Below are 24,526 nucleotides of genomic sequence, written 5' to 3'. Positions count from 1 at the left end.
GGCTTTATACCTGACAGCGAACTGATACCTTCGGAGGTAAACGCTGTGAAACAAGCTCCCCCTTATGTCCCGGGCCATCAATTACTGGCTGGAAAATCCGTGCTGATTACCGCTGCCGCAGGTGCCGGTATCGGTTACTCGGCCGCCCGGCGCAGCGCCGAGGAGGGCTGCCGGGCACTGATGATTTCCGACGTGCACCCGCGCCGCCTCGAAGAAGCCGTGGAGCGCCTCAAGGCCGAAACCGGCCTGCAGGCCATTTACGGCCAGCTGTGCAATGTCACAATTGAAGACGAAGTCCAGGCCTTGGTGGCGAGCGCGGAAGAGTTGCTGGGCGGCGTCGATGTATTGATCAACAACGCCGGCCTCGGTGGCCAGAAACTCGTGGTCGAGATGAGTGACGAAGAATGGCTGCGAGTGCTGGATGTGACCCTGACCGGCACGTTCCGCATGACCCGCGCGATGCTGCCACACATGCAGCGCCGTGGCGCCGGAGCCATCGTCAACAATGCCTCGGTCCTCGGTTGGCGCGCACAGAAGGAACAGGCCCATTACGCCGCGGCCAAGGCCGGGGTGATGGCCCTGACCCGTTGCAGTGCGCTGGAAGCTGCCGAATTCGGCGTGCGCATCAACGCGGTTTCACCGTCGATTGCCCTGCATGATTTTCTCAAGAAGGCCTCCAGTGAAGAGCTGCTCGCCAGCCTCGCCGGGCGCGAGGCATTCGGCCGTGCCGCCGAAGTCTGGGAAGTTGCCAACGTGATGATGTTCCTGGCCAGCGACTACGCCTCCTACATGGTTGGCGAAGTATTGTCCGTCAGTTCCCAACAAGCCTGAGGAGTGGGCCATGAGTCATGTTTTCAGCAGTGCCCAGGCGTTGCTCGAGGCCGAGGGCCTGGACCTGGGTTGCACCGAGTGGCTGACCATCAGCCAGCAGCGCATTGATCTGTTTGCCGAAGCCACGGGTGATCACCAGTGGATTCATGTCGACCCGGTGCGCGCCGCCAGCGGGCCGTTTGGTGTCTGTATTGCCCACGGCTACCTGACCCAGTCACTCGTCAACCTGTTCCTGCCGCAATTGCTCACCCTCGACAACATGGCAATGGGCGTGAATTACGGCAGCGACCGCGTGCGCTTCCCGGCGCCGGTCAAGGTGGAGTCGCGGGTGCGCGGCAGCGCCAGCATCGTGCGTGCCGAACAACTGGCGGACGCCGTGCAACTGGTGGTACGCGTGACCATTGAAGTCGAGGGCCAGGCGCGGCCCGGCTGTGTGATCGACACCATTAGCCGTTACACCTTCAACCCTATTACCGAGTGAGCCTGTCATGGACCTGAATGAAGTTGTCATCGTTGCCACTGCGCGGACCGCGCTCGCCAAATCGTTTCGCGGCTCGTTCAACGATACCGAAGCCCCGGTACTGGGCGGACATGTGGTGCGTGCGGTGGTCGAGCGCGCCGGTATCGAACCGGGTGAAGTGGACGATGTAATCATGGGCGCGGCCGTGCAGCAGGGCACCCAGGCCTTCAACATCGGCCGCCTCTGCGCCTACACCGGCGGCTTGCCGGACACCGTGCCGGGCATGGCCCTGGACCGCATGTGCGCCTCGGGCCTGATGAGCATCGGCGTAGCCGCCAAGGGCATCATGACCGGCGAAATGACCATCGCCATTGGCGGCGGCGTGGAGTCGCTGTCACTGACCCAGACCAAGCACAAAAACAGCTATCGCGCCCAGTCCGAAGCCGTGCTGGAAATCATGCCCAGCGCCTATATCCCGATGCTGGAAACCGCCGAAATTGTCTCGCGCCGTTATGGCATCAGCCGCGCGGCCCAGGACGAGTATTCCCTGCAGAGCCAACTGCGCACCGCCGCCGCCCAACGTGACGGCTTGTTCGACGATGAAATCGTCGGCTTGAGCGTCGACAAGTTGTGCTTCGATGCAGGTGGCCAACCCAGCGGCCATCAGCGTGTGTTGGTCGAGCGCGACGAATGCAATCGACCGAACACGCGCCTGGAAGACCTGGCTTCGCTGAAACCGGTGTGGAAGGACGGTAAATGGATCGAGCAGGGTGAATTCATTACCGCTGGCAATGCTTCGCAGTTTTCCGATGGCGCCTCGGCCAGCCTGTTGATGAGCCGCGCTGAAGCCAAGCGTCGGGGGCTGACTCCGTTGGGCATCTACCGAGGCATTGCCGTGGGTGGCTGCGCGCCGGAGGAAATGGGCATTGGCCCGGTGGTGGCCGTGCCAAAATTGCTCAAGCGCTTTGGCCTGAACGTGTCGGATATCGGCCTGTGGGAAATCAACGAAGCCTTTGCCTGCCAGGTCCTGCATTGCCGCGATGCACTGCACATCCCGGCGGAACGTCTGAACGTCAACGGCGGCGCGATTGCCATCGGCCACCCGTTCGGCATGTCCGGCGCACGCATGGTCGGTCACGCACTGCTGGAGGGTCGCCGTCGCGGCGCCCGTTATGTGGTGATCGCCATGTGCATTGGCGGCGGCATGGGTGCGGCCGGTTTGTTCGAACTGCCATAGGGCTGACCGGGGTGCGTTGAGCGCCTATAACACCCATTACGATTAAATTGATGCGGGCCATGCAGTCCGGGCCCGCTGCTGGGGAGTGGTTATGCAAAGTCGCGTGCCGAATGCGCAGGTCCTCGCGCAAATGGGGCTGGAGTTGGCCGAGTACGAAGGCCTCATCGGCAACATGTACGACTCGGCCATGGATATTCGCTGCATGGGTGATTCGTTGCGCCAGCTCCGGAAGCTGTTCAAGGCCAATTTCGTGACCTTGATTCTGCGTGTGCAGGATGAGCCGCTGCTGTCGCCGATGATGGTTGCCGGGGACATTGAACTGGGGGAGGGCGGCATCAACCATTACGCCTACTACGCCAAGTCCACGCTGTTCGACGGTCTGCCCACCGACACGGTGTTCACCATCGATGAGTTGATGACTGATGATGAATGGGTCAGCTCTTCCTTTTACCTGTTGTTTTGCCAACCCCATGACTGCCACCAGATGCTCGGCGCCGACATCCGCATGCCGGACGGCAGCACGGTGCGCTTGCGGATCAACCGGCCACGGGGCCAGGCACGTTTTTCCCAGGTCGAGCGGGCCATGTGCGCCATGCTCTTGCCGCATTTGCGCCGTGCCCTGCACATGCATTCGCTACTGGATCGCAGTGAGTCGTTGGGCAGCTTGTACTCGCAAACGATCAGCCGTATGGCGGTGGCGACTATCGTGCTCGATGAAAACGGCACTGTGGTGCAACTGAACCCGGTGGCCCGGGAGATTCTCGCCAGCCAGGACGGCCTTAAAGTCGTCGGCGGGCGGTTGGAGGCGACTTACCCGAGTGACAATCGTGAACTGTCGCGGCTGGTGCGCAACGCCTTTCAACGGGTGAAGCAGGGCCACGCCGGATTACAAATAGCCGAGGCCACGTCGATTTCCCGCCCTTCCGGAAAAGTCAGCCTGGGGGTGGTGGTGGAGTTGATTCCGACGCAGGAGCTGGTCGAGGGCAGGGGAAAACCTACCGTGGTGGTCTATGTCCGCGACGCTGTCAGCAAGTCGCTGGTGAGCAATGTGGTGACTTCGCAGCTGTACAACCTGACACCCGCGGAAACCTTGCTGGCGCTGGAACTGGCTAACGGCCTGTCGCTGGAGGAGGCGTCGGAGGCGCTGAACATCCGCCGTAATACCGCCCGTGCGCACCTGCGTTCGATCTTTTCCAAGACGGGTGTGCGGCGCCAGACCGAGCTTGTGCGGATCATGCTCAACAGTGTCGTGGCATTGGCCGGGCCACAGCTGCCAGGATCCGTGAAGGATGCGCTTTAGTCTGTCGTTCACAGGCGCCGTGGGAAAACGCGTTAGTCCGTGCGGACGATGCTGCCGGTTCCTTGGGCTGCCGATACTGGGTGACCGCTATCGGTAACCAAGGAGAATAAAAATGACCGGCAGTAACCTGGCCTCCAGTTGTCTTGTCTCGCGGGCTGCCAACGCCACTCCCACCTGGGTGCTGGGGTTGTTATTGGGATGCAGTGCAATCGGTACGACGAACGCCGCACCGGAAGATGTGGAGCGCCTGGGCAAGGATTTGACTTGCATCGGTGCGGATAAGAGCGCCAATGCCGATGGCAGCATTCCGGCATTCAGTGGCAAGTGGCTGGGCGTGCCACCGCACGTGGACTTCAAAGGGACCGGCAACCATCCGGTTGACCCGTATCCGGAAGAAAAACCGCTGTTCGTGATTACTGCGGCCAATCTGACGCAATACAGCGATTACCTGTCCGACGGGCAGAAAGCCCTGTTCAAACTGTACCCGGCCACATACAAGATGCCGATCTACGCCACACATCGGGATTTCCGCTTCAACGACTCGACTTGCCAGGCCACTCGCGAGAACGCCAGCGTCGCGCGCCTGGTGGATGACGGCGAAGGCGTAGTGGGCAAAACCGGGGGTACCCCCTTTCCCGTACCGCGCAACGGCCTGGAACTGCTGAAAAATTCCTCGTCCTTCGCCTTGATGGCCTGGACCGAGGAATACACCTCCGACAACGCCTATGTGCTCAAGGACGGCAACATCAACTGGGGCCGTGTGCACTCGCGCAACCTGGCGCCGGGAGGGAAACCGGGCAATGTCGGCGAAACCGTCGGCAACCAATCGTTCTACCTCAACGAAACCTTGCTGCCGCAACGGGACAAGGGCGAGATCAATACCGGCACCAATTTCTGGAACTTCAAAACCGAGCCTAACCAGGCCTGGCGTTACGACCCGGGCACCCGCCGTGTGCGGCAGTCGCCGGGTTATGGCTTCGACATGTCATTCCCCGGCAGTGGCGGTTCGATCACCGTGGACGAGGTGCGCCTGTTCAACGGCTCGGGGGAGCGTTATGACTGGAAGATCGTCAGCAAACGCGAGATGTTCATTCCCTACAACACCTATCGCCTGCATGCGGCCAACCTCAAGTACGCCGACCTGCTGACCCCTGGCCATATCAACCCGGATGCCATGCGCTACGAGCGCCATCGGGTCTGGGAACTGGAAGGCACCCTCAAACCGGGTTACCGCCACCTGTACGGCAAACGCAAGCTGTACATCGACGAAGACACCTGGTTCCCGATGCTCGCCGATAACTACGACAACCGTGGCGAGCTGTGGCGGACCTCGATGCTGAACTTTTTCTACGCCTATGAAAGCCAGCGGCCACAAGCGGGCGTGGGGCTGTACTACGACCTCAATGCCGGCAGTTACCTGGCGTTCAACCTGATCAACGAACAGCGCGAGGGCTATCAGTTGAACAAGCCGGGCTTCAGCCCGCGGGATTTCGGCCCGGAAGCCGCCCGTCGGTTTGGCCAATAGCCAGCGCAGATTCGCGATGGCAGAGGCTGACAGGTGAACCCTTTGAGAGCGGATCTCATTTGATCTAGTCCAAGTGAGGGATGAATCCCTTGTCGAGGCGCTCAATGATATCCGCTATGGGTTCACCCTGTTTTTTTTGGGGGTACTGCTCCCTAAAGTTTCCAATCGAGGAACAATAACAATGACGAAACTCGCTGAAATCAGTATCGAAAACGCCCAGCGTACTCACCGTTACGCCCGTGGTTGGCACTGTCTGGGCGTGGCGGATGATTACCGCGATGGCCAGTTGCATACCTTGAATATCTTTGGCACCCGCCTGGTGGCGTTTGCCGACAGCAAGGGTGCTGTCAGCATCCTCGACGCTCATTGCCCGCACATGGGGGCCGACCTGTCCAAGGGCACCATCGAAAACGACACGGTGGTGTGCCCGTTCCACCACTGGAAATATGACACCAGCGGTAAATGCGTCGAGATTCCTTACTGCAAGCGCATTCCACCGAAGGCCAAGACCCGCAGCTGGTTGACCTGTGAGGAAAACAACCTGCTGTTCGTCTGGAACAACCCTGAAGGCCGTCCGCCGAAAGAGGGCGTGATCATTCCGCACCTGGCCGAAATGGACGACGCGGACTGGATTCACGACTGGAACATCGACACCATGCTGATCGAAACCAACCCACGGGAGTTGGTCGATAACCTGGTGGACGCCATGCACTTCGGCCCCGTGCACGGCACGCCGACCAAGTACTTCGCTAATATCTTCGAAGGGCACATCGGCCACCAGATCTTCCACGGTGATTCCGAGCGCCTGGGTGGCGATCTGATCGCACCGTCGGCCTACTACGGCCCGGCGACCCACTTCACTCACATCAGCTCGATGTTCGGCGATGTGCGGATACACGCCATTTTGCTCAACAGCCATGTGCCTGTGACGGCCAACAGCTTCGACCTGCGTTTCGGCTGCATGGTCAAGCGTGTGCCTGGCTGGAGCGAAGAGCAGAACATTGAAGTGGCCAAAGCCTACATCACGGGTAATCGCACCTCGTTCTATCAGGACGTGGATATCTGGAAGCATAAAATCCGTATCGACAACCCGGTGCTGGCGGAAGCCGACGGTCCGGTCTACCAATTGCGCGAGTGGTATCAGCAGTTCTTTACCGATGAAGATCAGGTGCCCGCGAGCATGGCTGAACGCCGCGAAATCGTCACGGTCGACGAGCGCTGAGCAGTAACGGTTCCCTTCGAGAGGCAGGCAGCGAGTCATCGCTTGCCGCTCGTAAGGGCGGTCCAGAAGGGCGCGCTGCCCTTGGTTTTATTGCAGAACGCAGGTCCGATTAAAAGGTCATGAGAGCACTGACAATGAAAACAAAAAGTCTTCTTGCCTATTACGTTCCTTTGTTAATCCTGTTGGTCCTGATGTTGACCGTGCAGTTTTCGGAGCCGCCGGAATCGGCCAGCGTCAAGGCTTGCAAGCATTACGCTAGCTGTGTCGTCATCAGCTCGAACGTCCCGAGCTGGCTTAATTTTCGCTAGGGTGATGCCTGGCCAGCCAGTCGTAAAGATCGCAGTCTGCGGTAGTTCCTGCCCCGACCGCATGCGCTGTGGATATCGCGCCGTCCGTTAATCCCAAGGAGCTGCCGCAAGCTGCGATTTTTTTGCCTGAACCGCTACAGCCAGTAACTCAGCCCCCGCCCAGGGTCGTTCACTCTTTCCAGTGCCGACATCGGTGAAGGGCTGACGCTGTTCCCGCAAAAGACGCCATCTGAAAGACCTGGCCGTCAAACTGCTCGGCACCTGTGCCGATCAGGTAGACGTCCAGATCGCGCGTAGTCAGATCAAGTAGCCAGCCACCTGTCCGGGATGGTTATCCTTCACTCCGGCAAGTAGATGCAGCGGTACGTGCTGTTTCGCATGAGTGGCTGGAGCTTCGAGACTTCCCACTATCTGGGTGTGTCGTTCATTTAGCTCGGTCGACTCCTCAGCCAGTGCCTTAGCCATTCTCGCGTGGTTCGCTGCGATTTCATTGAGAGTTGACACGTTACATCTCCCGGTGACTGACCAAGCGCATCGCTGGAGTCCTTGAATATTGATTTAATTGCCGCCGCGTCAGAATTATGTCGTTCTGGGGCCGCTAGGGGCGTGCTGTGCAATCCTTAAGCCAGTCAAGGTCATGTAATCGGCGCTACCTGTTCTGATGCGACGAATGGTGCGGCCACTCACCGATACAGACACGGATCATGGTTCTGTAGTGGCAATTGAACTCAGGTTTGCTGCAGCCCATGATGGATGCTCAACCATCCATGGAGTTAGGCCATGTCGAATTTCGAGAAGGGTGATCTAGTGGTTTTGAACAGTGGCGGCCCTGTCATGACTGTTAGAGATGTTGATAACGACACCAGCGACGGTTACAGCGTCCAGGTGACCTGCGATTGGTTTGATAAAGCGGACCAGCATCACACGGCAACTTTTAACGCCGAGATGATTGAAAAAGGTGGCAGCCGGCTTAGAGGCTCAACGCTATGAATAGGTATGACATCCAGGTAACTCGACCGGGAACCCACGTGAGGCCGATGGTCACTCCATCGATATCCGCTCATGGACATTCACAGCCAGTCCCTCTGGCTTGAGTCGTGGCCTTGACACCCCCTTTGCGCGAAGTCGAAACCCCCACACGGTGGGCGAATGGCAGCAGTTCTTTGCCCTCGACCGCGGCCGGTTGGCGAGAATTAGAGCTGTGAGCTATTTCTGAGTTTTGACACGAGATCGGTTTAGGGACATTGCCATGCATTCGAATATTGAAAGACCTTATCCCGTGGAATACCTCCATCCAAATGGAGATAAGGCGAAGATAGGTTTCATCTGGGGCGACCCTGATAGCACGTCGCCTGTCGGAATTATTATTTGGATCAAGGACGAAAACGGTTACGCAAAGCTCGGCGAGGAAGTTGGCGAATGGCCGACCTTTGGAGATGCCATGCGCCGTGGTACTGATCTTGCGTTCAGGTGGCTCAGTCGTTAGGCCTGTTACCGATTGTCAGTTCTTTGGCTTTGGCTGGCGCTCGATGGCCGGAGCCGCACAGTGATCGTGATAGTCAAGACTTAAGTAAGTGCAGTGGCTCAGGATGAGCATTCATCTGAATCGGGAGTTACCGCCATGACTGTGAAATTCGTTTGTCAGAAATGCGGTAAAGACACTGAGGTCGACGTGCATTACGACAAGGATATCGGCCGCCAGGCTTTCGAATGCATCGAGTGCGGTGCGCGACATGTGCAGGTCGAGGAAACCAAGGCGCCTGGCGGACCGGTGGAGATTCAGTTCCGGCTCGCCGATGAGTCTTGAGCCGCTACAGCCTGTAACTCAGCCCGCCGCGGGCGCATTTTCGTGCTTCTTTCAGGCGCCTGGGTCCCACCCATCAGGGGTAGGAATGGGAAGGATTTATCCAGCTATGCTTCGATTGCTGCGAGGAGATCGACCGGATGGCGCTAAGCCCTGTTGCAGCGGTGGTCTATCAAATGAAGGAGGCAAGCATGAAAGAAAAAATAGTGTGCGCTCTATCTCAGTCAGCGCTCGAGGGTAAGAAAGTGACTCAGTTACAGATATGGTCGCGGCAGGCTACGGATGCGATCACGTCCAGTGCTGAGTTTTTCAGAGGGACTTTCCAGGGAGTTCCAGTGGTTTTTTTAGGCCGGGACGAGTCTCTTTCCGCTGAAGATTTCGTTTTGATTTACAAGGATTGATTTCCCACTCGGCGGAGGCAGCATTTCGCCATGGTGAGTAGTGTGCCTCCGGCAAATTACACCGTCATTTCAAAAAAAACCCGACCACTGCGTCGGGATTTTTCGTTTTGGGAGATGGCGCTAAATGGGGGAGCGAGGCGAGGCGGTTACGGAGAACCCCCTTGCAAGGCGGCAGAGTTAAAGTCGCGTGACAATTTCACCGGTCTGTACGAGCGTGAACTCTTGATTGCTCACCCAAAAGACTGGCTTATGATCCAGGGTGCGGTAATAAATCGGCCCGTTGCGCCACGAAGTCGGAGTTGACTCATTTGTGTCGAAACCGAGTTGACGGGTTTCCGCCACAATCGTGTAGCGCTTTCCGGATTTGCTCTCTGCTTCATAAAGTCCAGATTCAACTATCCGTGATCTCAGCATTTTTTCACGCACCGTTTTTGTTGAACAGACTTGAACCGTAGCACGGAGCTTTCAACGCGCCAGTGAGTGGAGGATTTTTTTATCAACTCCATCGGGACGGTGTGCTTGGCAGCGGGTCTACGCCGCGATCGCCGGCGTCGGTTGTTGGTGATTCGGGCGTAAACTAGCGGTGCTACTTCATCAAAAGGAGCCGCATATGATCTCCGACCAAATCACCAAACCGGCGTCCGAAGACAAAGCTATTTGGGATCAATACTTCTGTGCTGCGCTGATCGCGGAAAGCAATCTGACAGCACCGGTTGTAGGAGGGGCCACTCACGATGACAGGCAGAACCTGTTGATTGAAAGAGCCAAGGCTCTTGCTGACAAGATGATGGAAACCAGAAAATAACCAGGCGCCAATCCAGTACGCCAGGCTCTTCATATCTGGAGCCACCACGACCGTCTACGAAGAAATGGCCGTGATGGCTCTGGAGAGATGATCACAGCGGCGTTTGGCCAACTCGTCATCATCAAAGATTTGGCTCCACCGATCTGCTCAAGTCTGTTTCACTGATCCTTTTCGCAATTGACCATCCACGACACGCCAAAACGATCGACCAGCATCCCAAAGCGCGCCGCCCAGAACGTGGCCTCCAACGGCATTTCAATGCTGCCTCCGTCTGCCAGCGCCCCGAAGACCCGTTCCGCCTCGGCAATACTGTCGACATTCAATGAAACCGAACAACCGCTCATGCCCTGGGTAGGGCGATCAGGCGTGGTATCCGAGCCCATGAGCGCCTGATCACCCACCAGCAGGCGGGTATGAATGATCAGGTGGTGAAGGTCCGCCGGAAAGTGTTCGCGAGCCGGGCTTTCGCCGAAGGTCATCATGACTTCGAGGGTGCCTTGCAGGCATTTGGCGTAGAAGGTGAAAGCGTCTTTGCAGTCGCCGTTGAAGATCAGGTAGGGATTGATTTTCATGTTCAGCTCCCGGTAACAGAGGGGGGATCGGCTGGCGGTTGATTTCACCGCCAGTTCCGACATGGATTGACTCCAAGTAGCAAAGCCTTAGACGCCGCGGTTGGCGGTATTTTTTTAGATGTTTTTTCTATGGACGTGGTGAGGCTTATCGCCTCAAGTACGCGCGCATAGGGTTCAAACCAGTGTCAGCGCCGTGCCCACCAGGAACAGAATCAGTGAGCAGGCAATGCCAGCCAATGGCACATTGAACCAGTAGCGTTTTGCAAGAACCAGGAAGCAGCCTAGAAACAAGGCCCCTATGGCCAGCAAAAAGGGCGCTTCTAGCAGAAACGATGGATGGAAGATCGACAGGTAACCGTAGAGCAAACCAAAGAGCATTGCGCCCAGGCTGTGGCTCGCGTTGAAGCCTATCCATGCTCGCCACATGGTGGTTTGCCTGGAGATAACCGGCGATACCATTTTCATCTGTTCGGCCATCGCTTTATCCCGGGGCGAGAACTTGTTGGAGAAAAATGTGTAGACGAGATGAAGGGTGCCGAGCGACAGCACTATCGCTGAACTGGCCGATATCAGGATTTGGGCTAGCACACTCATTCCTTTTTGGTGGTTCCGGGCGTCGTGAAATCAAGTTCCGGGGTGTATCAGGATGAACCGTTGATGCAGGTTTGACGACCGCTTCGCGGCCGGACGCAGCCTTCGGCAGCTGCTACGGGGGGCGAGTCATTTTTGATGGGGTTGCGCTGGACGTCTTGGTTGTACCATGGCGAATTGTCATGACCCTAGATCCCGCGGCGCACATTACCCATCCTCTGCCTGAGTCCATCGCTTTATGCCGGTCCTTAGCCGCTTCACCACTTTGCTCGACCAGGCGCGACGTGCCTTGCTGTTGGTCTGGGGAACGTCCCGCGGGCTGTTTCTGGGACTGGTGCTGGCGACGCTGATCGCCGGGGTGCTGCCGGCCCTGGCGGCGTGGTTGGGGCAGCGGATTGTCGATGCGGTGGTCGCCGCCATGCAGTTGCACGCGCAGCAGGGCAGTGCGCCGTTGTGGCCGGTGCTGCGTTATGTGCTGTTTGAGGCGGGAGTGCTTGCGTTGCTGTCCGGGACCCAGCGCGCATTGTCGGTCCAGCAGTCGCTGTTGCGGGTGCAGTTGGGGCAGAAGGTCAACACGATGATTCTGGAGAAGGCCCAGACGTTATCGCTGGTGCAGTTCGAGAATTCCGAGTTCTACGACAAGTTGGTGCGGGTGCGGCGCGAAGCTTCGACCCGGCCGTTGGCGCTGGTGATGAAGTCGTTGGGGCTGATCCAGAACCTGATCGTGTTGATCAGCTTCGGCGTGTTGCTGGTGCATTTTTCGCCCTGGGCGCTGGTGCTGCTAGTGGTCGGCGCGTTGCCGGTGTTTTTTGCCGAAGCGCATTTCTCCGGGGATGCCTTTCGACTCTTCACCCGCCGCGCACCGGAGAGTCGGCAGCAGAATTACATCGAGACGCTGCTCTCCCATGAGGGCTACATCAAAGAGGTCAAGCTGTTCGGCTTTGCACCGTTGCTGTTGAAGCGCTATCGCGAGACCTTCGCCCGTCTCTATGCCGAAGATCGGCGGCTGACGCTGCGCCGGGATGGTTGGGGATTTGTCCTGGGTCTGTTGGGCACGGGCGCGTTTTACCTGGCCTATGCCTGGGTCGTGGTCGATGCCGTTCACGGCAGTATCAGCCTCGGGCAGATGACCATGTACCTGGTGTTGTTCAAGCAGGGGCAGACGGCGGTCAGCAGCAGCTTGAGCGCCATCAGCGGTCTCTACGAGGACGGGCTTTACCTGTCGAGTCTCTATGAATACCTGGCCGAGCCAGTGGTGGCGGACAGCGGAAATCTGGTTGTGGGTGCAGTGCCTGGCGATGGTCTGCGCTTCGAGAACGTGGGTTTCCGCTATCCGGGTGCCAGTCGAGCCGCTCTGGAGGGCATCGACCTGCACCTTGTACCGGGTCGCAGCTTGGCGCTGGTGGGGGAGAATGGTTCGGGCAAGACCACGCTGATCAAGTTGCTGACGCGGCTGTACCGTCCCGATGAAGGACGTATTCTGCTCGATGGCAGCGATTTGCAGGCGTGGCAGGAGGAGGCATTGCGTCGGCGTATCGGGGTGATTTTCCAGGACTACATTCGTTATCAGTTCTCCGTGGGCGAGAACATTGGCGTCGGTGACACCCTGGCTTTCAACGATGAACTGCGCTGGCAGGAAGCTGCGGCCGAGGGCATGGCCGCGCCGTTCATCGAGCGTCTGGATCGAGGTTATGCCACGCAACTGGGGCGCTGGTTTGCCGGTGGGCAGGAGTTGTCCGGCGGGCAATGGCAGAAGATCGCCTTGTCCCGCGCTTACATGCGGCGCAACGCCGATATCCTGATTCTGGATGAGCCGACTTCGGCACTGGACCCGGCAGCGGAAGCGGCGGTGTTCGAGCATTTCAGTCAGCACACGGAAGGGCGTATGACCTTGCTGATTTCTCACCGGTTCTCCAGCGTGCGCAATGCCGACCACATCATCGTGCTGGATCAGGGGGCGATCCTTGAGCGAGGCGACCATGACAGCCTGGTCGCCGCGGGCGGGCGTTATGCGCAGTTGTTCAGCTTGCAGGCCCGGGGATACCGCTAGGCCAGCAACCTTATGAGTCCCGAGAGCGATGCGAAACAGCCGGCCCGGCGACCTGTTCTGGCGGCTGCGATTGCATCAAGGCGTCCAGCGCCTTGCGATAGGCCGGCCCACCCATGCGCAAGCTGTTGTTGTGCGTTGCACCGGGCACCAGCAACAGACGCTTGGGTTCAACGGCGGCGTTGAACAATTGCTCGCTGAAACGCGGCGGCACGTAGCGGTCATCCAGCCCATGGACCACCAGCAACGGCATGTGAATCCCGGCGATTTTGTCGATGGAATCGAATTTTTGCGACAGCAGCCAACGTACCGGCAGAGAGGTGTTGGCGATTGCCGTGGCGATATCGGCCAGGGAAGTGAAGGTGGACTCGATGATCAACCCTCGGGCGGGCACCGGGGTCTGCTCTTTTACGGCGCTCTGGCCCAATTCGGCCGCCAGATCGATCGCCACCGCGCCACCAAGTGAATGGCCGTAGATCAGCCGTTTGTTTGCGTCCGGTTGCAGGACTTTCAGACGCTCCCAGGCAATACGCGCATCTTCATACACACTGCTTTCCGACGGCAGATCGCCCTGGCTCTGACCGAAGCCGCGGTAGTCGATGGCCAGCACCGAATAGCCGAGTGCTCGCAATTGTTCCAGACGAAACAGCTGTCCGGTGAGGTTCCAGCGCACGCCGTGCAGATACAGAATCGCCGGCGCATCCGCGCGTTCCGCCGGCCACCACCAACCATGAATGCTTTGCCCGGCCTTGAAACTCTTGGGCTGCAACTCGAATTCCTGAATGCTGCTCGGCAGGCCGCTGTACCAGCTGGCGTTACCCGGTTCGATGCGGAACAACAGCTCTCGCTCTTTATGCTCAAGCACCCCGCAACCCACGGGCAGGCCGACGATCAGCGCGGCCATGCACAGCAGTGGCAGCCAGCGTCGTCCGAGACGAGTAAGAAAGGAAGCGGGCATTGGGTGGTCCACCGGCGCCGACATGGAGAACGGTTTTTAACAGAAGTGCCCGGCGAGAGGTGTTTTTTCCGACCATCGTGGAGGGGCAATGAGTTACCAATTGCTGCGTAGGACTGAGTCCGTAGCAGCTGCCGAGCCTGCGAGGCTGCGTTCGAGGATGAAGTCCTCGCAAATCATGCGTACGCGAATTGCCTGAAAGAACGCGCTGCCTGATTTTACGACCGCTCCGCGGCCGAACGCAGCCTCGCAGGCTCGGCAGCTGCTACGGGAGCTAGACCAAAAAGATGTGTAGATACCTACGCTCAATAATCAGCAGATCCCCTTACCAATCCACCGAATAACTAACCGCCAACCGCCGCCCTTCAGCATGTGGATAAGGCGCTGCCGCATTAGCCTGCATGTACAGCGTTTCATAGTTACGGTCGCTCAGGTTGTAGACGCCCATCTCCAGCTTGCCAACCGGCAGCGCCACACCTCCCAGCAGATCGACGGTGGTGTAGCCTTCGATTTTTCGACCATTGCCATCCTGGAAACCAGCGTCATAACTTTCCAGGCGCATGGCCTGCAGGCGCAGGTTGTAGTCGTCCTGGTCGAAGGCGACAAAGGCCGTGGTTTTGGCCGGCGAGAGTGCGCAAGCGACTTGGCCAGGTACTGTTTGACGCTGCTTTCGGATACCTGGAGCTGCCTGGCAATTTCGGCGTAGGAGCAGCCATCGACCCGCGCCATCAGAAAAGCCTTGCGCGGTTTCTCGTCCAGTTCTTCGAGCAACAACTGCAGGACCTTGCCGAGCAACTGGCGCACGGCAATCAGCTGTTCCGGGCCTTGCTGGTGCTGTTCATCGAGCAGCACGGCCATGCTGCGCAGGGTTTCTTCCTCGACCCGGCGGCGATGATACTGATTGATCAACAACCGATTGGCCGCCACCAGAAGATAGGCCCGTGGTTCTTGCAACGTCGGCAAGATGTCCAGGCCCAGCAGCTTGACGAAGGTGTCATGGGTCAGGTCGGCGGCATTTTCAGGGCAACCGAGTTTTTTGCGCAGCCAGCCAAACAGCCAGCCATGATGCCCACGGTAGAGCTCGGAGAGGAAAGAAGCGGACTGGCCCGACACCACAAAACCTCGAACGAAGATAATTCGCAAATGGGAAACTGTTGCAGTTGCGAATGCTGTCATGTTGCAGCGAGACGTTCAAGTCTGACGATTTCAATGTTTCTGTTCTTTCCTCTTCGCAGTCGAAAGGGCAATCTCGACCCGCTCTGATCACCCTTGAGCCGTTGAGGTCCGCCAAGATTGCCGCTTCCAGAGCGCGTAAGTACACGCAAACGAATACATCAGCGGTCTTGATATAGGCGTATGGTGGTAATACGCACTCCCATCGAGGTATTCCCACATGGACCGATTCGGCGAGCGCTTGAAAGAGGCGCGCAAGGCACTAGGGCTCTCCCAGCACGACTTCGGTGCAATTGGCGGCGTCGCTGCGAATGCTCAAGGACGTTATGAGAATGGTGAGCGGCTACCAAAATCGGACTATCTGATGGCCATTCGGCTCAAGGGCGTAGACGTGCTTTACGTGCTCACCGGTGAGCGAACCGCTCTGACTGCCGAGACGCTGTCTGATGAGGAGACGGTCATCATCAGGCACTACCGCACTCTGGACGGAGGGGATCAGGACGCGCTCGCGCAACTCGCTACTTCCCTGTCTGAATGCTGATGGCAAAGCCAGGCCATCCTCTAACGGGCGGCATCAGAACTGGCTGGCTGGCGATAGTATTTTTCCATCCTGCCGTGCTTCCCTCTGAACAAAATCGTTCTAAAAAAAACGGCCAGCGCTTTGGACTTTTTGCTATTCTGAAGTTGTAGGTGAAGACGCAGACTGATGCGCAAGAGGATAGCAAGGAGACGTGGGGTACGTTCCGAAGGGTACACGGTTAGAAAGATCTCCTCGATGAGATCCAGCCCTTATGCCGTGTGAAGCAGAAGAACTCAAAACTCTTCTGTCAGAGTCCTGATAAACCTTGTAAGCCGGGGACCAGCGCCGGCCACCTACTCGAATTTCAAGCCCGCCATGTGCGGGCTTTTTCGTGTCTGAAGATGCAGGTTGCACAAGCTTCAACCTGTTCAGGATTGACGCGCTTCAGATCGAACGGGCTTGCCAATCGCGCAACCATTTCAAACCGTCGGAGGTGTTGCCGCGCGGCCGATACTCGCAACCCACCCAGCCGCTGTAACCCAATTGATCGATCAGCTCGAACAGGTAGGGGTAGTTCACCTCATTGTTCATGTCCGGTTCGTTGCGATCCGGCACACCGGCGATCTGAATATGACCGATGCCGTCGAAATCCCGACGCAGCTTTGTCGCAACGTCACCCTCTACGATCTGACAATGATAGATGTCGAACTGGACCTTGAGATTCGCCTTGCCGAGTTCCTTGCAGATGGCTTGGGCCTGATGTTGGTGGTTGAGGAAAAAGCCCGGAATGTCGCGGGTATTGATCGGCTCCAGCAACACGGTGACGCCAACCTTGGCCGCTTCTGTCGCCGCGTGGCTGAGGTTTTCCAGGTAGGTCGCATGGTGTCTGGCGCGATCTGCTTCGCACGTCAGTAGCCCGGCCATGACGTGAATGCGGTCGTTGCCCAGTACCGCGGCGTATTCCAGGGCCTGGTCGAAACCGGCGCGAAACTCTGATTCGCGACCAGGCAAAGACACGGTGCCTTTTTCGCCCGCCGCCACATCACCGGGAGGCGCGTTGAACAAGGCCTGGACCAGGCCATTGTCGTCGAGCCGCTGTTTCAGTTCGTGCGCGCTGTAGGCGTAGGGGAACATGTATTCCACTGCCTGAAAACCATCGGCGGCGGCCGCGGCGAAACGCTCAAGAAAATCGTGTTCCGGGTAGAGCATGCTGAGGTTGGCAGCGAAACGAGGCATAAAGACTCCTGAAATAAAAACATTAAACGAACGGCCAAGACACCACGTGGTGTTTTACCACTGAACACCAAATACCTCATGCAACTCGTCCAGTGCCGTCCGGTCGAGCGGGGTCGGTTTAGGATTGCTCATCAGCCAAAGGCGAGCGGTTTCTTCCAGTTCTTCCAGGGCATAGCTCGCCCTGGATACCGAAGCTTCCCACACCACCGGGCCCAGCCGCTCCAGCATCACCCCTCGCACGCTGTTGGCCAGTTGCGCCACACGCTCGGCCACCTTTGGTGAACCGGGACGTTCATAGGGGATTAGCGGAATGTGCCCGACTTTCATCACTTGATAGGGGGTCAGTGGTGGCAGGATGTCATCCTGGTGCCAGACACCGGCCAACGTCAGCGCCACGAGATGGGTCGAGTGGGTGTGTACGACGCCTCCGACACCGGGGTTGCGATCATAGACCTGACGGTGCAAGGCCAGGGTTTTTGACGGCTTGTCTCCGCTGACCCATTCCCCAGCCAGATTAACCTTTGAAATCGAGGCCGGGTCGAGACGGCCCAGGCAGGCATCCGTGGGTGTGATCAGCCAACCGTCATCCAGTCGGGCGCTGATGTTACCGGCGCTACCCACCGTATAACCACGGCCATACAAAAGACCGCCGACCTCACAGATTTCCTCGCGCAGAGCGTTTTCGTCGCTCATGATTGAACTCCTGCCAGTTGATTGAGCGCCTTGGCGAAGAAATCAGCACCGCCGAAATTACCGGACTTGAGCGCCAGCGCCAATGGTTCCCCCGGCGTACTGATGCAAACGGGCACACCGGGGTCGATTTGCGCACCGATCTGCAAGAGCTGGATATTCAACGCCTGAACCACTGCTCCCGACGTTTCCCCGCCGGCGACGACGAAGCGACGAACACCTGTTTTGTGAAGCCCGCTGGCGATCCTGCCCATGGCCTGCTCGACCATATTTCCCGCACGCTCGGTCCCTAATTCACGTTGTACGGCCTTGACCTTTTCCGGGGAGCTGGTGGCGTAGATCAGTACCGTTTCTGCGCTGTCTGCGGCGAAGGCCAACGCCTCCTCGATGACCGGTTCTCCCGCAGCCAATGCCAGCGGATCGACACGAAAAGCCGGTCGACCCGCCTGCAGCCAGACCGCGACTTGCCCATTGGTTGCTTGCGAAGCGCTGCCCGCCAGAACCACTTCGCCGCCGTTGACCTTTGGTACTTGAGCGGCGTCCAGGTCACGTAATTTACCGGCACGACGAAAGTTATCCGGCAAGCCCAGCGCCAGCCCCGAGCCGCCAGTCAGCAGCGCAAGATCGGCGCAGGCCTCGCCCAACACATAAAGATCAGCATCGGACAAGGCATCGGCGACGGCCATGCGGATACCGTCGGCGCGTAATTCGGCAATGCGCGTTCGAATGCGCTCGACTCCCCCGGACACCGTGTCATAGCGCAGCAGGCCGACTTTGCCCCGGCTCTGCGATTGCAGCACGCGAACCAGATTCGCGTCAGTCATTGGTGTCAGCGGGTGATGTTGCATGCCGGACTCGTTGAGCAACTGGTCCTGTACGAACAAATGCCCACGAAAGACCGTGCGACCGTTTTCGGGAAATGCCGGACACGCGAGGGTGAAATCACTGTCCAGTGCAGCAAGCAGGGCTTCGCTGACCTGGCCGATATTGCCGGCAGCGGTAGAATCGAAGGTCGAGCAATACTTGAAGAAAATCTGTTCACAGCCACGCTCGCGTAGCCAGCGCAACGCTTCGAGCGCTTCCTTCACGGCATCGGCGGCCGGCGCAGTCCGGGACTTCAGGGCGATGACGATAGCGTCGGCGTCAAGCCCATCGGCAACTTCAGCGCCGGGTACGCCGATGCTTTGTACGGTGCGCATGCCGCCGCGCACCAGCATGTTGGCAAGGTCAGTGGCACCGGTGAAATCGTCAGCGATGCAGCCCAGCAAGGGGCGGGCAGGGGCAGTCGACATGTTGAGCTCCTTAATCTGGTTTATCCGGGCAGATACTCATTCATGAACTGCTTGATCACATCGGTGAAATTCTCATCCGCTGTGAACCCCAGATCCCGGGAGTAGGTGGCGCAAAAGGCTCCTGGCCACGAACCGACGATGCGTTCGATCGCGGGGTTGCGCTCCAGGCGAATCCGTTCGGCAACCTCTGCGCCCGCGGTCTGACGCAGTGCATCGATCATCCGTTCGACGGTGATGGACAGCCCAGGCATGTTGATCACCCGACCCTGGGTCAATTGCTCGCTTGATAGCTCATAACCATGGATCAGGTTTCGAATCGCGAGCGCCGGCGACATCAGCCAGAGCCGGGTATCCAGCGGCACCGGACACACGCTGTCCAGGCCGTTGAGCGGTTCGCGGATTATCCCGCTGGCAAAGCTGGAAGCGGCCAGGTTGGGTTTGCCCGGGCGCACCACAATGGTCGGCATGCGCAGGCTGCGGCCATCGACGAATCCTCGGCGGCTGTAGTCGGCGAGCAGCAGATCGTTCATGGCTTTTTGCGTGCCATAGGAACTCTGCGGCGCCCAGACATGATCATCCCTGACGTGTTCCGGCAGTTGCCCGCCGAACACGGCGACAGAGCTGGTCATCACCCATTTCGGGCAAGTGCCGAGCAGGCGAATGCGTTCGAGCAGATTCTGGGTCGCGGTGAAATTGATCCGCATGCCCAGTTCGAAGTCGCCTTCCGCCTGGCTGGAAACCACCGCGGCCAAATGGAAAATGCCATCAGTGGTGGCATCGATCAGGCTGCCCAGTACTTCAGGGTCAGCAATATCACCACATACCACCTTTACCCGAGGATCATCGATCCCCTCCAGCGCGATCATGTCGAAGGCGACGATTTGAGTAATGGGTTGGGTCTGGCCGGCGCGGTCGCTGAGCGAGCCACGCAGCAGCAGGGCTTCGATCAGGCGGCGGCCGAGGAAGCCGGCTGCGCCGGTCACGAGAATTTTCATGAGTTACTCCAAACGTCAGTGGTTGACGAGTTTTCCGGGAATTCTGAAGACCAGCAGTGCGCCCAGGAACAGCGCGCTTGCCATCACATACATGCCGATCGTGGTGCTGTGGGTCGTGTCTTTGAGGAAACCCATCAAGTACGGAGAGACGAAGCCCGCCAGGTTGCCCCAGGAGTTGATCAGGGCAATGCCGGCGGCCGCTGCCGTGCCTCCGAGGAAGGCGGTCGGCAGGCTCCAGAACAGCGGCAGGGTGCTCATGGCCCCCATGGAGCCAAGGGTCAGGCCGATCATGGAAATCGTGAAGTTGTCGCTCCAGGTGGCGGAGATGAACAAGCCGATACCGCCGAGCACTGCGGTCAGCGCCAGGTGCCAGCGACGCTCACGGAGCCGATCAGCGCTGCGCGAAACCAGGATCATGGTCAGCGCCGCCGCGGCATAAGGGATGGCGGTGAGCATTCCGACTTGCAATACGTCGCTGACCCCGGCCTGGCGGATAAGCGTCGGCAACCAGAAACCCACGGTGTAGAAGCCGGCGATCATGCAGAAATAGATGGCCGTCAGCAGCCAGATGCGCGGCTGGAGGAACACCTCTTTCAGGCTGTGCTTTTGATGACCGGCGGTTTCGGCGTCGATGCGGGTCTGCAGCAGGGTTTTCTCTTCGCTGGTGAGCCAGCTGGCCTTGGAGATCCGGTCGCTGAGGCAAAAAATCACCAGAATCCCGACGGCGATCGAGGGCAGCCCTTCGAGGAAAAACAGCCATTGCCAGCCGGCAAACCCATGGTCGCCATCAAAGGCGCTCATGATCCAGCCGGATAAGGGCGCGCCAATCAGTCCGGACAGCGGCACTGCCGTGGCGAACAGGGCGTACATCTTGCCGCGGCGATGGGTCGGGAACCAGTAAGACAGATAGAGAATGACACCCGGGTAGAACCCTGCCTCGGCGAGCCCCAGCAGGAAGCGCATGATGTAGAAGGACATCGGCGTATTAACCAGTGCCATGGCGGAGGAGATGATTCCCCAGCTGATCATGATGCGCGCGATCCACAACCGGGCACCGACACGATGCAGAATCAAGTTGCTGGGAATTTCGACGAGGAAGTACGCAATGAAGAAAATCCCCGCGCCGAGACCATACACCGCTTCGGAAAATTGCAGATCGTCGGACATCTGCAATTTGGCGAAACCCACGTTCACCCGATCCAGGTAAGCGACGAGGTAGCACAGCAACAACAGCGGCAGGATCCGCCACGCGACTTTGCGATACGCCAGATCCTCGAAGCGATCAGCGGGCACGATGGCGCCGGTTTGAATCACTGATTCAGTCATGTGTTTCCCCCATCCTTATTTTTGTAGTGGGTGACTTTGTTTTTATCGGATTACATGAAGTGCCGTTTTTTATCATAATACGTCATACGAATTCAAGGGCTGGAAGCCGGAGAGGACGGCGGGTCTAAAATGCAGTACCGTTCACCGATTTGAGCCCAGAGATACCTATGCCCACTCCTGATAAATCTTCCCGTTCCGCCGATGCACTGGCTGTTCTGAAGGATTCCGCCAAGGGCACGCTGTCTGATCAGGTGACTGCCGCCCTCAAGGCACATATTGCCAATGGCGCAGCACTGCCAGGGTCTCGCCTGCCTACGGAACCCGTGCTCGCGGAGCGTTTCGGCGTCAGCAGGACGGTCATCCGCGAGGCGATTTCGCGCCTGAAGTCAGCCGGTCTGGTCGAGGTACGCCAAGGCAGCGGTACCGTGGTCAGCGAAGGTGCGCACATCAAGGCGTTCACTATCGATCTGGATGTGTCCGGGTCGATCGAGGCGGTATTGCGAGTCACCGAGTTACGCCGTGGCATTGAAGGGGAAGCCGCTGCTCTGGCGGCGCAGCGGCATACGCCTGAGCAGCTGAATGCCATCCACCAGGCGCTGAAGGCCATCGATGCCGCCGAGCAGGCCGGTCGCGATGGTGTCGAGGAAGACCTGGCATTCCATCACTCCATTTCTCAAGCGACGGGCAATCCGCTGTACCCGTCATTGCACGAATTTATCGCTCAGTTCATCAAAGAGGCAATCCGCATCACGCGCTCGAACGAAGAGCGGCGCCATGATCTGTCCAAGACGGTGCGGGTCGAGCACTTCGCGGTCTACGCGGCCATCGCTGCAGGTGATCCAGAGGGCGCGCGGCATGCTGCGCTCACTCATATCAACAATGCCGTTGAGCGGCTCAAGAGTGCCGATCCGTCGTTTTGGCAAAATCCGGGGGCAAGGACGTCTTAGCGTCATGCGGGCTGAGTTGAAGGCTGTTAACGGGCTCCGTGTCTCTGTGCCGCCTGACGTGAAGGCTGGGCTGGCTGACTGGTTTCGATGTCCAGCAAGTGCGAGGACAGAACCTCACTCAGGAATCGGAACTGGTCGTTGAAACCAATGACTTCGTTGTTGAAGTGATGGGTCGCCGCGGACATCAAAAACGGGTCGAAACGCTTGTCGACGATGAGCGCGACGTCCTTGCGAGAGACCGCGTGCTGCGAGTAGTAGTTTTTACCAAACCTCGGGAAACTCACGACCAGGCTGACTTGATGGTTCACGTTGGTAACTCCGCTGCGTTTCAGATGACGTCTCTCACGCGAGAGCGTCGCCGGTTTTTTGGGCTGCCTCGACTCGAGGCGATTCGCTGTTCAAATCGCCAACATGAAGAACGAAGCGCGAGAACAACGACAGGGTTACCACCGTCAGGGCCAGGCAAGTCAGGATGTGGATGAGCATGATTTTCCCCCTCGATTCGTAAAGTGCGTTGGCTTGCGTTGGATTGTTACGCGCACGTTTATGAAGGGGAAGAAATTAGCGCAGATGGTGATTATCGACGAGAGTGATGATGGGTAAGCCAAGTCCTGGTTGTTCCCGGACATCACACCTCGCTGGGCCGCTGCCGGTTATCCGGCAGCAGAGATAACCCTCAGCGCAGATCTCGACGGATAGCGTCGAGGCGTTCATCGAGCAGTGGGGTGAGAAGGGCGTAGCACTGCGCTGCGGTAATCGACACTACCGGCGAGCCGATCAGTCCTTGTTGCAGCCGTTCGAGAGCGTCGAGCAGCGAGCGGGGGGCATGCTTGAGCAAGCGTTCGTGCAGGTACTGCAATTGAATAAGCATGTCCAATGGGCAACTCCGATGGGCGGCGGCGCGCACCGACAAGCCGCGCAGCCGCCCCAAGTCTTCCAGCTCCCAACAGCGCTCGGCGATGACCGGGGGCTGCAGACTGAGCGCACAGCGATGCAATTCGAGGTGTTGGAGGGTGCCGAGCAAGTCTTGTATCGACAGGCAATGACCTTCGAAATCCGCCGGGTCGCGGCGTAATGCCTGCCAAGCCTGGCGTTGCATGGGGCACGGCCAGTCCCTCCAGCGTGGGTCGAGCGAGTCAGCCAGTGCCTGGCAGCGCTGCCGAGCCTCAGGGGTGGTCTGTCCGCCGAGTCCGCGATGCTGTTGCAGGCCTTGCAGCAGGTCGAGGCCCAGCAAGAGCGCCTGTCGCAGGCCAGCGTCACCCTGTGGCATCCGGGTTCGTCGGGATTGTTCGCCATCGAATGCTGTGACGAGTTGTGGGTTCATGGGTGACCTCCGACGGTGAGCTGATTGAGATAGCGGGTCAGGTCATGCAGCGCATGGGTCTGCGTGCTCTGTTCCTGCACGGCCCCATTGACCTGTTGCAACTGTTCGCTGAGGGCATGATTGGCTTGTTGGTGCTCGCTGAGCGCCTGTTGCATGGCGCCGAGGTGTTGCAGATTGGTCTGGCTCCGTTGTGCCAGGTCGTCGAGGTTGGTAGCGAGGTGCTCACTCTGTTGACTACCGGCTTCCAGCAAAGCGCGGTGCTCTTTGACCTCGCCATCCACCTGGCGCACTGCCGTGGCAATCGCTGTCGCGGCGGTGGTGATTTCGTGGGTAGCCCGGTCGGTGGCCTGGGCCAGGCTGCGGACCTCCGCCGCGACCACGGCGAAACCGCGACCGTGTTCGCCAGCGCGAGCGGCCTCGATGGAAGCGTTGAGGGCCAACAACTGGGTCTGCCTGGCCAGTGCCTGGATGCTATTGACGGTGCTTTCCACTGCGCTGGTGCGCTGCAGCAACGCTTCCACGGCCAGTGCGGTATTGCCCAGACTGTGCTGAATGGCGCGCATGCTGCCACCCACCGAGCGCGCCTCCAGACAACCGGCATCGCTCTGGGCATGGGCGTCGGCAAAAGCTGCCAAAGCACCTTGGGCCAGGGCGTCGATGCTATGCAGGGTCTGATCGATTTGCTCGCTGGCGGCAGCGATCATGGCGATCCGTTGGCTCTGTTCCTCACCCTGGTCGCGGGCCTGCCGGGCCATCTGCTGCAGGGCACGACTGGCGAACTGTACTTCGCTGCGCAAGCGTTCGCTGTTGCGCAGCTGCATGCTGGCGGCCACCAGTAGCGTCGCCGGGTCGGCATCCCGTGAGCTGAGCAGCAGCCGTGCCAGTTCGGTGCTCCAGAATGTCTGTAGATGGCGTTGATGGCGTTCGCGAAGGTGCCAGGCGCAGCCCAGGTAGAGGACACCAGG

General features: G+C 58.8%; 27 protein-coding genes and 2 pseudogenes. 14 read left to right on the top strand and 15 right to left on the bottom strand.

Annotated features, from left to right (window positions below):
- The first annotated feature begins 45 nt into the window (after positions 1 to 45).
- From F8N85_RS27550 to F8N85_RS27525, 6 genes are all read left to right on the top strand, one after another.
- Complete coding sequence (locus F8N85_RS27550) at positions 46 to 831, top strand: SDR family oxidoreductase (RefSeq protein WP_150806661.1); 786 nt, start codon at positions 46 to 48, stop codon at positions 829 to 831.
- Between the two features lie 10 nt (positions 832 to 841).
- Positions 842 to 1,312, top strand: a complete 471-nt coding sequence (locus tag F8N85_RS27545) for a MaoC family dehydratase (protein ID WP_150806660.1) — start codon at positions 842 to 844, stop codon at positions 1,310 to 1,312.
- Positions 1,313 to 1,319: 7 nt separating this feature from the next.
- Complete coding sequence (locus F8N85_RS27540) at positions 1,320 to 2,528, top strand: acetyl-CoA C-acyltransferase (RefSeq protein WP_150806659.1); 1,209 nt, start codon at positions 1,320 to 1,322, stop codon at positions 2,526 to 2,528.
- A gap of 91 nt (positions 2,529 to 2,619) precedes the next feature.
- Positions 2,620 to 3,828: a LuxR C-terminal-related transcriptional regulator gene (locus F8N85_RS27535; RefSeq protein ID WP_150806658.1), complete on the top strand. Its 1,209-nt coding sequence runs from the start codon at positions 2,620 to 2,622 to the stop codon at positions 3,826 to 3,828.
- A gap of 112 nt (positions 3,829 to 3,940) precedes the next feature.
- Positions 3,941 to 5,353, top strand: a complete 1,413-nt coding sequence (locus F8N85_RS27530) for a DUF1329 domain-containing protein (RefSeq protein WP_150806657.1) — start codon at positions 3,941 to 3,943, stop codon at positions 5,351 to 5,353.
- Positions 5,354 to 5,534: 181 nt separating this feature from the next.
- The gene (locus tag F8N85_RS27525) at positions 5,535 to 6,575 is read left to right on the top strand and encodes a Rieske 2Fe-2S domain-containing protein (RefSeq protein WP_150806656.1); all 1,041 of its coding nucleotides are present in this window, start codon (positions 5,535 to 5,537) and stop codon (positions 6,573 to 6,575) included.
- Positions 6,576 to 7,180: 605 nt separating this feature from the next.
- Here F8N85_RS27525 and F8N85_RS35200 read toward each other — a convergent pair.
- Complete coding sequence (locus F8N85_RS35200; RefSeq protein ID WP_150806655.1) at positions 7,181 to 7,387, bottom strand: hypothetical protein; 207 nt, start codon at positions 7,385 to 7,387, stop codon at positions 7,181 to 7,183.
- A 276-nt stretch (positions 7,388 to 7,663) separates the two neighbouring features.
- Here F8N85_RS35200 and F8N85_RS27515 point away from each other — a divergent pair, with 276 nt between their 5' ends.
- The 5 genes from F8N85_RS27515 (at position 7,664) to F8N85_RS27495 (ending at position 9,893) form a co-directional block, all read left to right on the top strand.
- Complete coding sequence (locus F8N85_RS27515) at positions 7,664 to 7,873, top strand: DUF2158 domain-containing protein (RefSeq protein WP_150806654.1); 210 nt, start codon at positions 7,664 to 7,666, stop codon at positions 7,871 to 7,873.
- A 259-nt stretch (positions 7,874 to 8,132) separates the two neighbouring features.
- A complete protein-coding gene (locus F8N85_RS27510; protein ID WP_150806653.1) occupies positions 8,133 to 8,369 on the top strand; it encodes a hypothetical protein in 237 nt (78 codons plus the stop codon).
- 135 nt (positions 8,370 to 8,504) lie between these two features.
- A complete protein-coding gene (locus F8N85_RS27505) occupies positions 8,505 to 8,690 on the top strand; it encodes a hypothetical protein (protein ID WP_150806652.1) in 186 nt (61 codons plus the stop codon).
- 188 nt (positions 8,691 to 8,878) lie between these two features.
- On the top strand, positions 8,879 to 9,088 hold the full coding sequence (locus F8N85_RS27500) for a hypothetical protein (RefSeq protein ID WP_150806651.1): 210 nt from the start codon (positions 8,879 to 8,881) through the stop codon (positions 9,086 to 9,088).
- A gap of 610 nt (positions 9,089 to 9,698) precedes the next feature.
- Positions 9,699 to 9,893, top strand: a complete 195-nt coding sequence (locus tag F8N85_RS27495) for a hypothetical protein (protein ID WP_150806650.1) — start codon at positions 9,699 to 9,701, stop codon at positions 9,891 to 9,893.
- Between the two features lie 158 nt (positions 9,894 to 10,051).
- Here the strand turns inward: F8N85_RS27495 and F8N85_RS27490 are convergent, their stop codons facing one another.
- Positions 10,052 to 10,465 (bottom strand): VOC family protein, encoded by a 414-nt coding sequence (locus F8N85_RS27490; RefSeq protein ID WP_150806649.1) that lies wholly within the window; start codon positions 10,463 to 10,465, stop codon positions 10,052 to 10,054.
- 174 nt (positions 10,466 to 10,639) lie between these two features.
- On the bottom strand, positions 10,640 to 11,059 hold the full coding sequence (locus F8N85_RS27485; protein ID WP_412072513.1) for an LIC_13387 family protein: 420 nt from the start codon (positions 11,057 to 11,059) through the stop codon (positions 10,640 to 10,642).
- Between the two features lie 235 nt (positions 11,060 to 11,294).
- On the opposite strand from F8N85_RS27485, the gene F8N85_RS27480 reads away from it, so the two are divergent.
- Entirely contained in the window at positions 11,295 to 13,106 is a 1,812-nt protein-coding gene (locus F8N85_RS27480) for an ABC transporter ATP-binding protein (protein ID WP_150806647.1), read from the top strand.
- Positions 13,107 to 13,116: 10 nt separating this feature from the next.
- On the opposite strand, the gene F8N85_RS27475 is transcribed toward F8N85_RS27480, so the two are convergent.
- The 3 genes and pseudogenes from F8N85_RS27475 to F8N85_RS27460 form a co-directional block, all read right to left on the bottom strand.
- A complete protein-coding gene (locus F8N85_RS27475; RefSeq protein ID WP_150806646.1) occupies positions 13,117 to 14,061 on the bottom strand; it encodes an alpha/beta hydrolase in 945 nt (314 codons plus the stop codon).
- Between the two features lie 322 nt (positions 14,062 to 14,383).
- Positions 14,384 to 14,698: pseudogene (locus F8N85_RS27465) on the bottom strand (hypothetical protein); the annotation flags it as partial.
- A 50-nt stretch (positions 14,699 to 14,748) separates the two neighbouring features.
- A pseudogene (locus F8N85_RS27460) lies at positions 14,749 to 15,234 on the bottom strand (sigma factor); the annotation flags it as partial.
- 217 nt (positions 15,235 to 15,451) lie between these two features.
- On the opposite strand from F8N85_RS27460, the gene F8N85_RS27455 reads away from it, so the two are divergent.
- Positions 15,452 to 15,772, top strand: a complete 321-nt coding sequence (locus F8N85_RS27455; protein WP_150806644.1) for a helix-turn-helix domain-containing protein — start codon at positions 15,452 to 15,454, stop codon at positions 15,770 to 15,772.
- A 423-nt stretch (positions 15,773 to 16,195) separates the two neighbouring features.
- Here F8N85_RS27455 and otnI read toward each other — a convergent pair whose 3' ends face one another.
- From otnI to F8N85_RS27430, 5 genes are read right to left on the bottom strand one after another with little or no spacing between them, the layout of a single operon-like run.
- Positions 16,196 to 16,987, bottom strand: a complete 792-nt coding sequence (gene otnI / locus F8N85_RS27450) for a 2-oxo-tetronate isomerase (RefSeq protein WP_150806643.1) — start codon at positions 16,985 to 16,987, stop codon at positions 16,196 to 16,198.
- Between the two features lie 54 nt (positions 16,988 to 17,041).
- Positions 17,042 to 17,680: an aldolase gene (locus F8N85_RS27445; protein ID WP_150806642.1), complete on the bottom strand. Its 639-nt coding sequence runs from the start codon at positions 17,678 to 17,680 to the stop codon at positions 17,042 to 17,044.
- A complete protein-coding gene (otnK, locus tag F8N85_RS27440) occupies positions 17,677 to 18,969 on the bottom strand; it encodes a 3-oxo-tetronate kinase (protein ID WP_150806641.1) in 1,293 nt (430 codons plus the stop codon). The genes F8N85_RS27445 and otnK overlap by 4 nt, the downstream gene beginning before the upstream one ends.
- Before the next feature lie 20 nt (positions 18,970 to 18,989).
- Complete coding sequence (gene denD, locus F8N85_RS27435) at positions 18,990 to 19,964, bottom strand: D-erythronate dehydrogenase (protein WP_150806640.1); 975 nt, start codon at positions 19,962 to 19,964, stop codon at positions 18,990 to 18,992.
- Between the two features lie 15 nt (positions 19,965 to 19,979).
- Positions 19,980 to 21,290: an MFS transporter gene (locus F8N85_RS27430; protein WP_150806639.1), complete on the bottom strand. Its 1,311-nt coding sequence runs from the start codon at positions 21,288 to 21,290 to the stop codon at positions 19,980 to 19,982.
- A 167-nt stretch (positions 21,291 to 21,457) separates the two neighbouring features.
- On the opposite strand from F8N85_RS27430, the gene F8N85_RS27425 reads away from it, so the two are divergent.
- On the top strand, positions 21,458 to 22,237 hold the full coding sequence (locus F8N85_RS27425; protein ID WP_191636275.1) for a FadR/GntR family transcriptional regulator: 780 nt from the start codon (positions 21,458 to 21,460) through the stop codon (positions 22,235 to 22,237).
- Between the two features lie 26 nt (positions 22,238 to 22,263).
- Here F8N85_RS27425 and F8N85_RS27420 read toward each other — a convergent pair whose 3' ends face one another.
- The 4 genes from F8N85_RS27420 to F8N85_RS35880 form a co-directional block, all read right to left on the bottom strand.
- Positions 22,264 to 22,545, bottom strand: a complete 282-nt coding sequence (locus tag F8N85_RS27420) for a hypothetical protein (RefSeq protein WP_150806638.1) — start codon at positions 22,543 to 22,545, stop codon at positions 22,264 to 22,266.
- 34 nt (positions 22,546 to 22,579) lie between these two features.
- On the bottom strand, positions 22,580 to 22,723 hold the full coding sequence (locus F8N85_RS34670) for a hypothetical protein (RefSeq protein WP_191636274.1): 144 nt from the start codon (positions 22,721 to 22,723) through the stop codon (positions 22,580 to 22,582).
- 190 nt (positions 22,724 to 22,913) lie between these two features.
- Complete coding sequence (locus tag F8N85_RS27415) at positions 22,914 to 23,561, bottom strand: hypothetical protein (protein ID WP_224795761.1); 648 nt, start codon at positions 23,559 to 23,561, stop codon at positions 22,914 to 22,916.
- The gene (locus F8N85_RS35880; protein ID WP_412072514.1) at positions 23,558 to 24,124 is read right to left on the bottom strand and encodes a methyl-accepting chemotaxis protein; all 567 of its coding nucleotides are present in this window, start codon (positions 24,122 to 24,124) and stop codon (positions 23,558 to 23,560) included. The genes F8N85_RS27415 and F8N85_RS35880 overlap by 4 nt, the downstream gene beginning before the upstream one ends.
- Positions 24,125 to 24,526 lie beyond the last annotated feature (402 nt).

This window comes from Pseudomonas fluorescens (assembly GCF_902497875.1).
Classification (GTDB): Bacteria; Pseudomonadota; Gammaproteobacteria; order Pseudomonadales; family Pseudomonadaceae; genus Aquipseudomonas; species Aquipseudomonas fluorescens_BR.
This window is presented reverse-complemented; position numbering and strand designations above follow the sequence as displayed.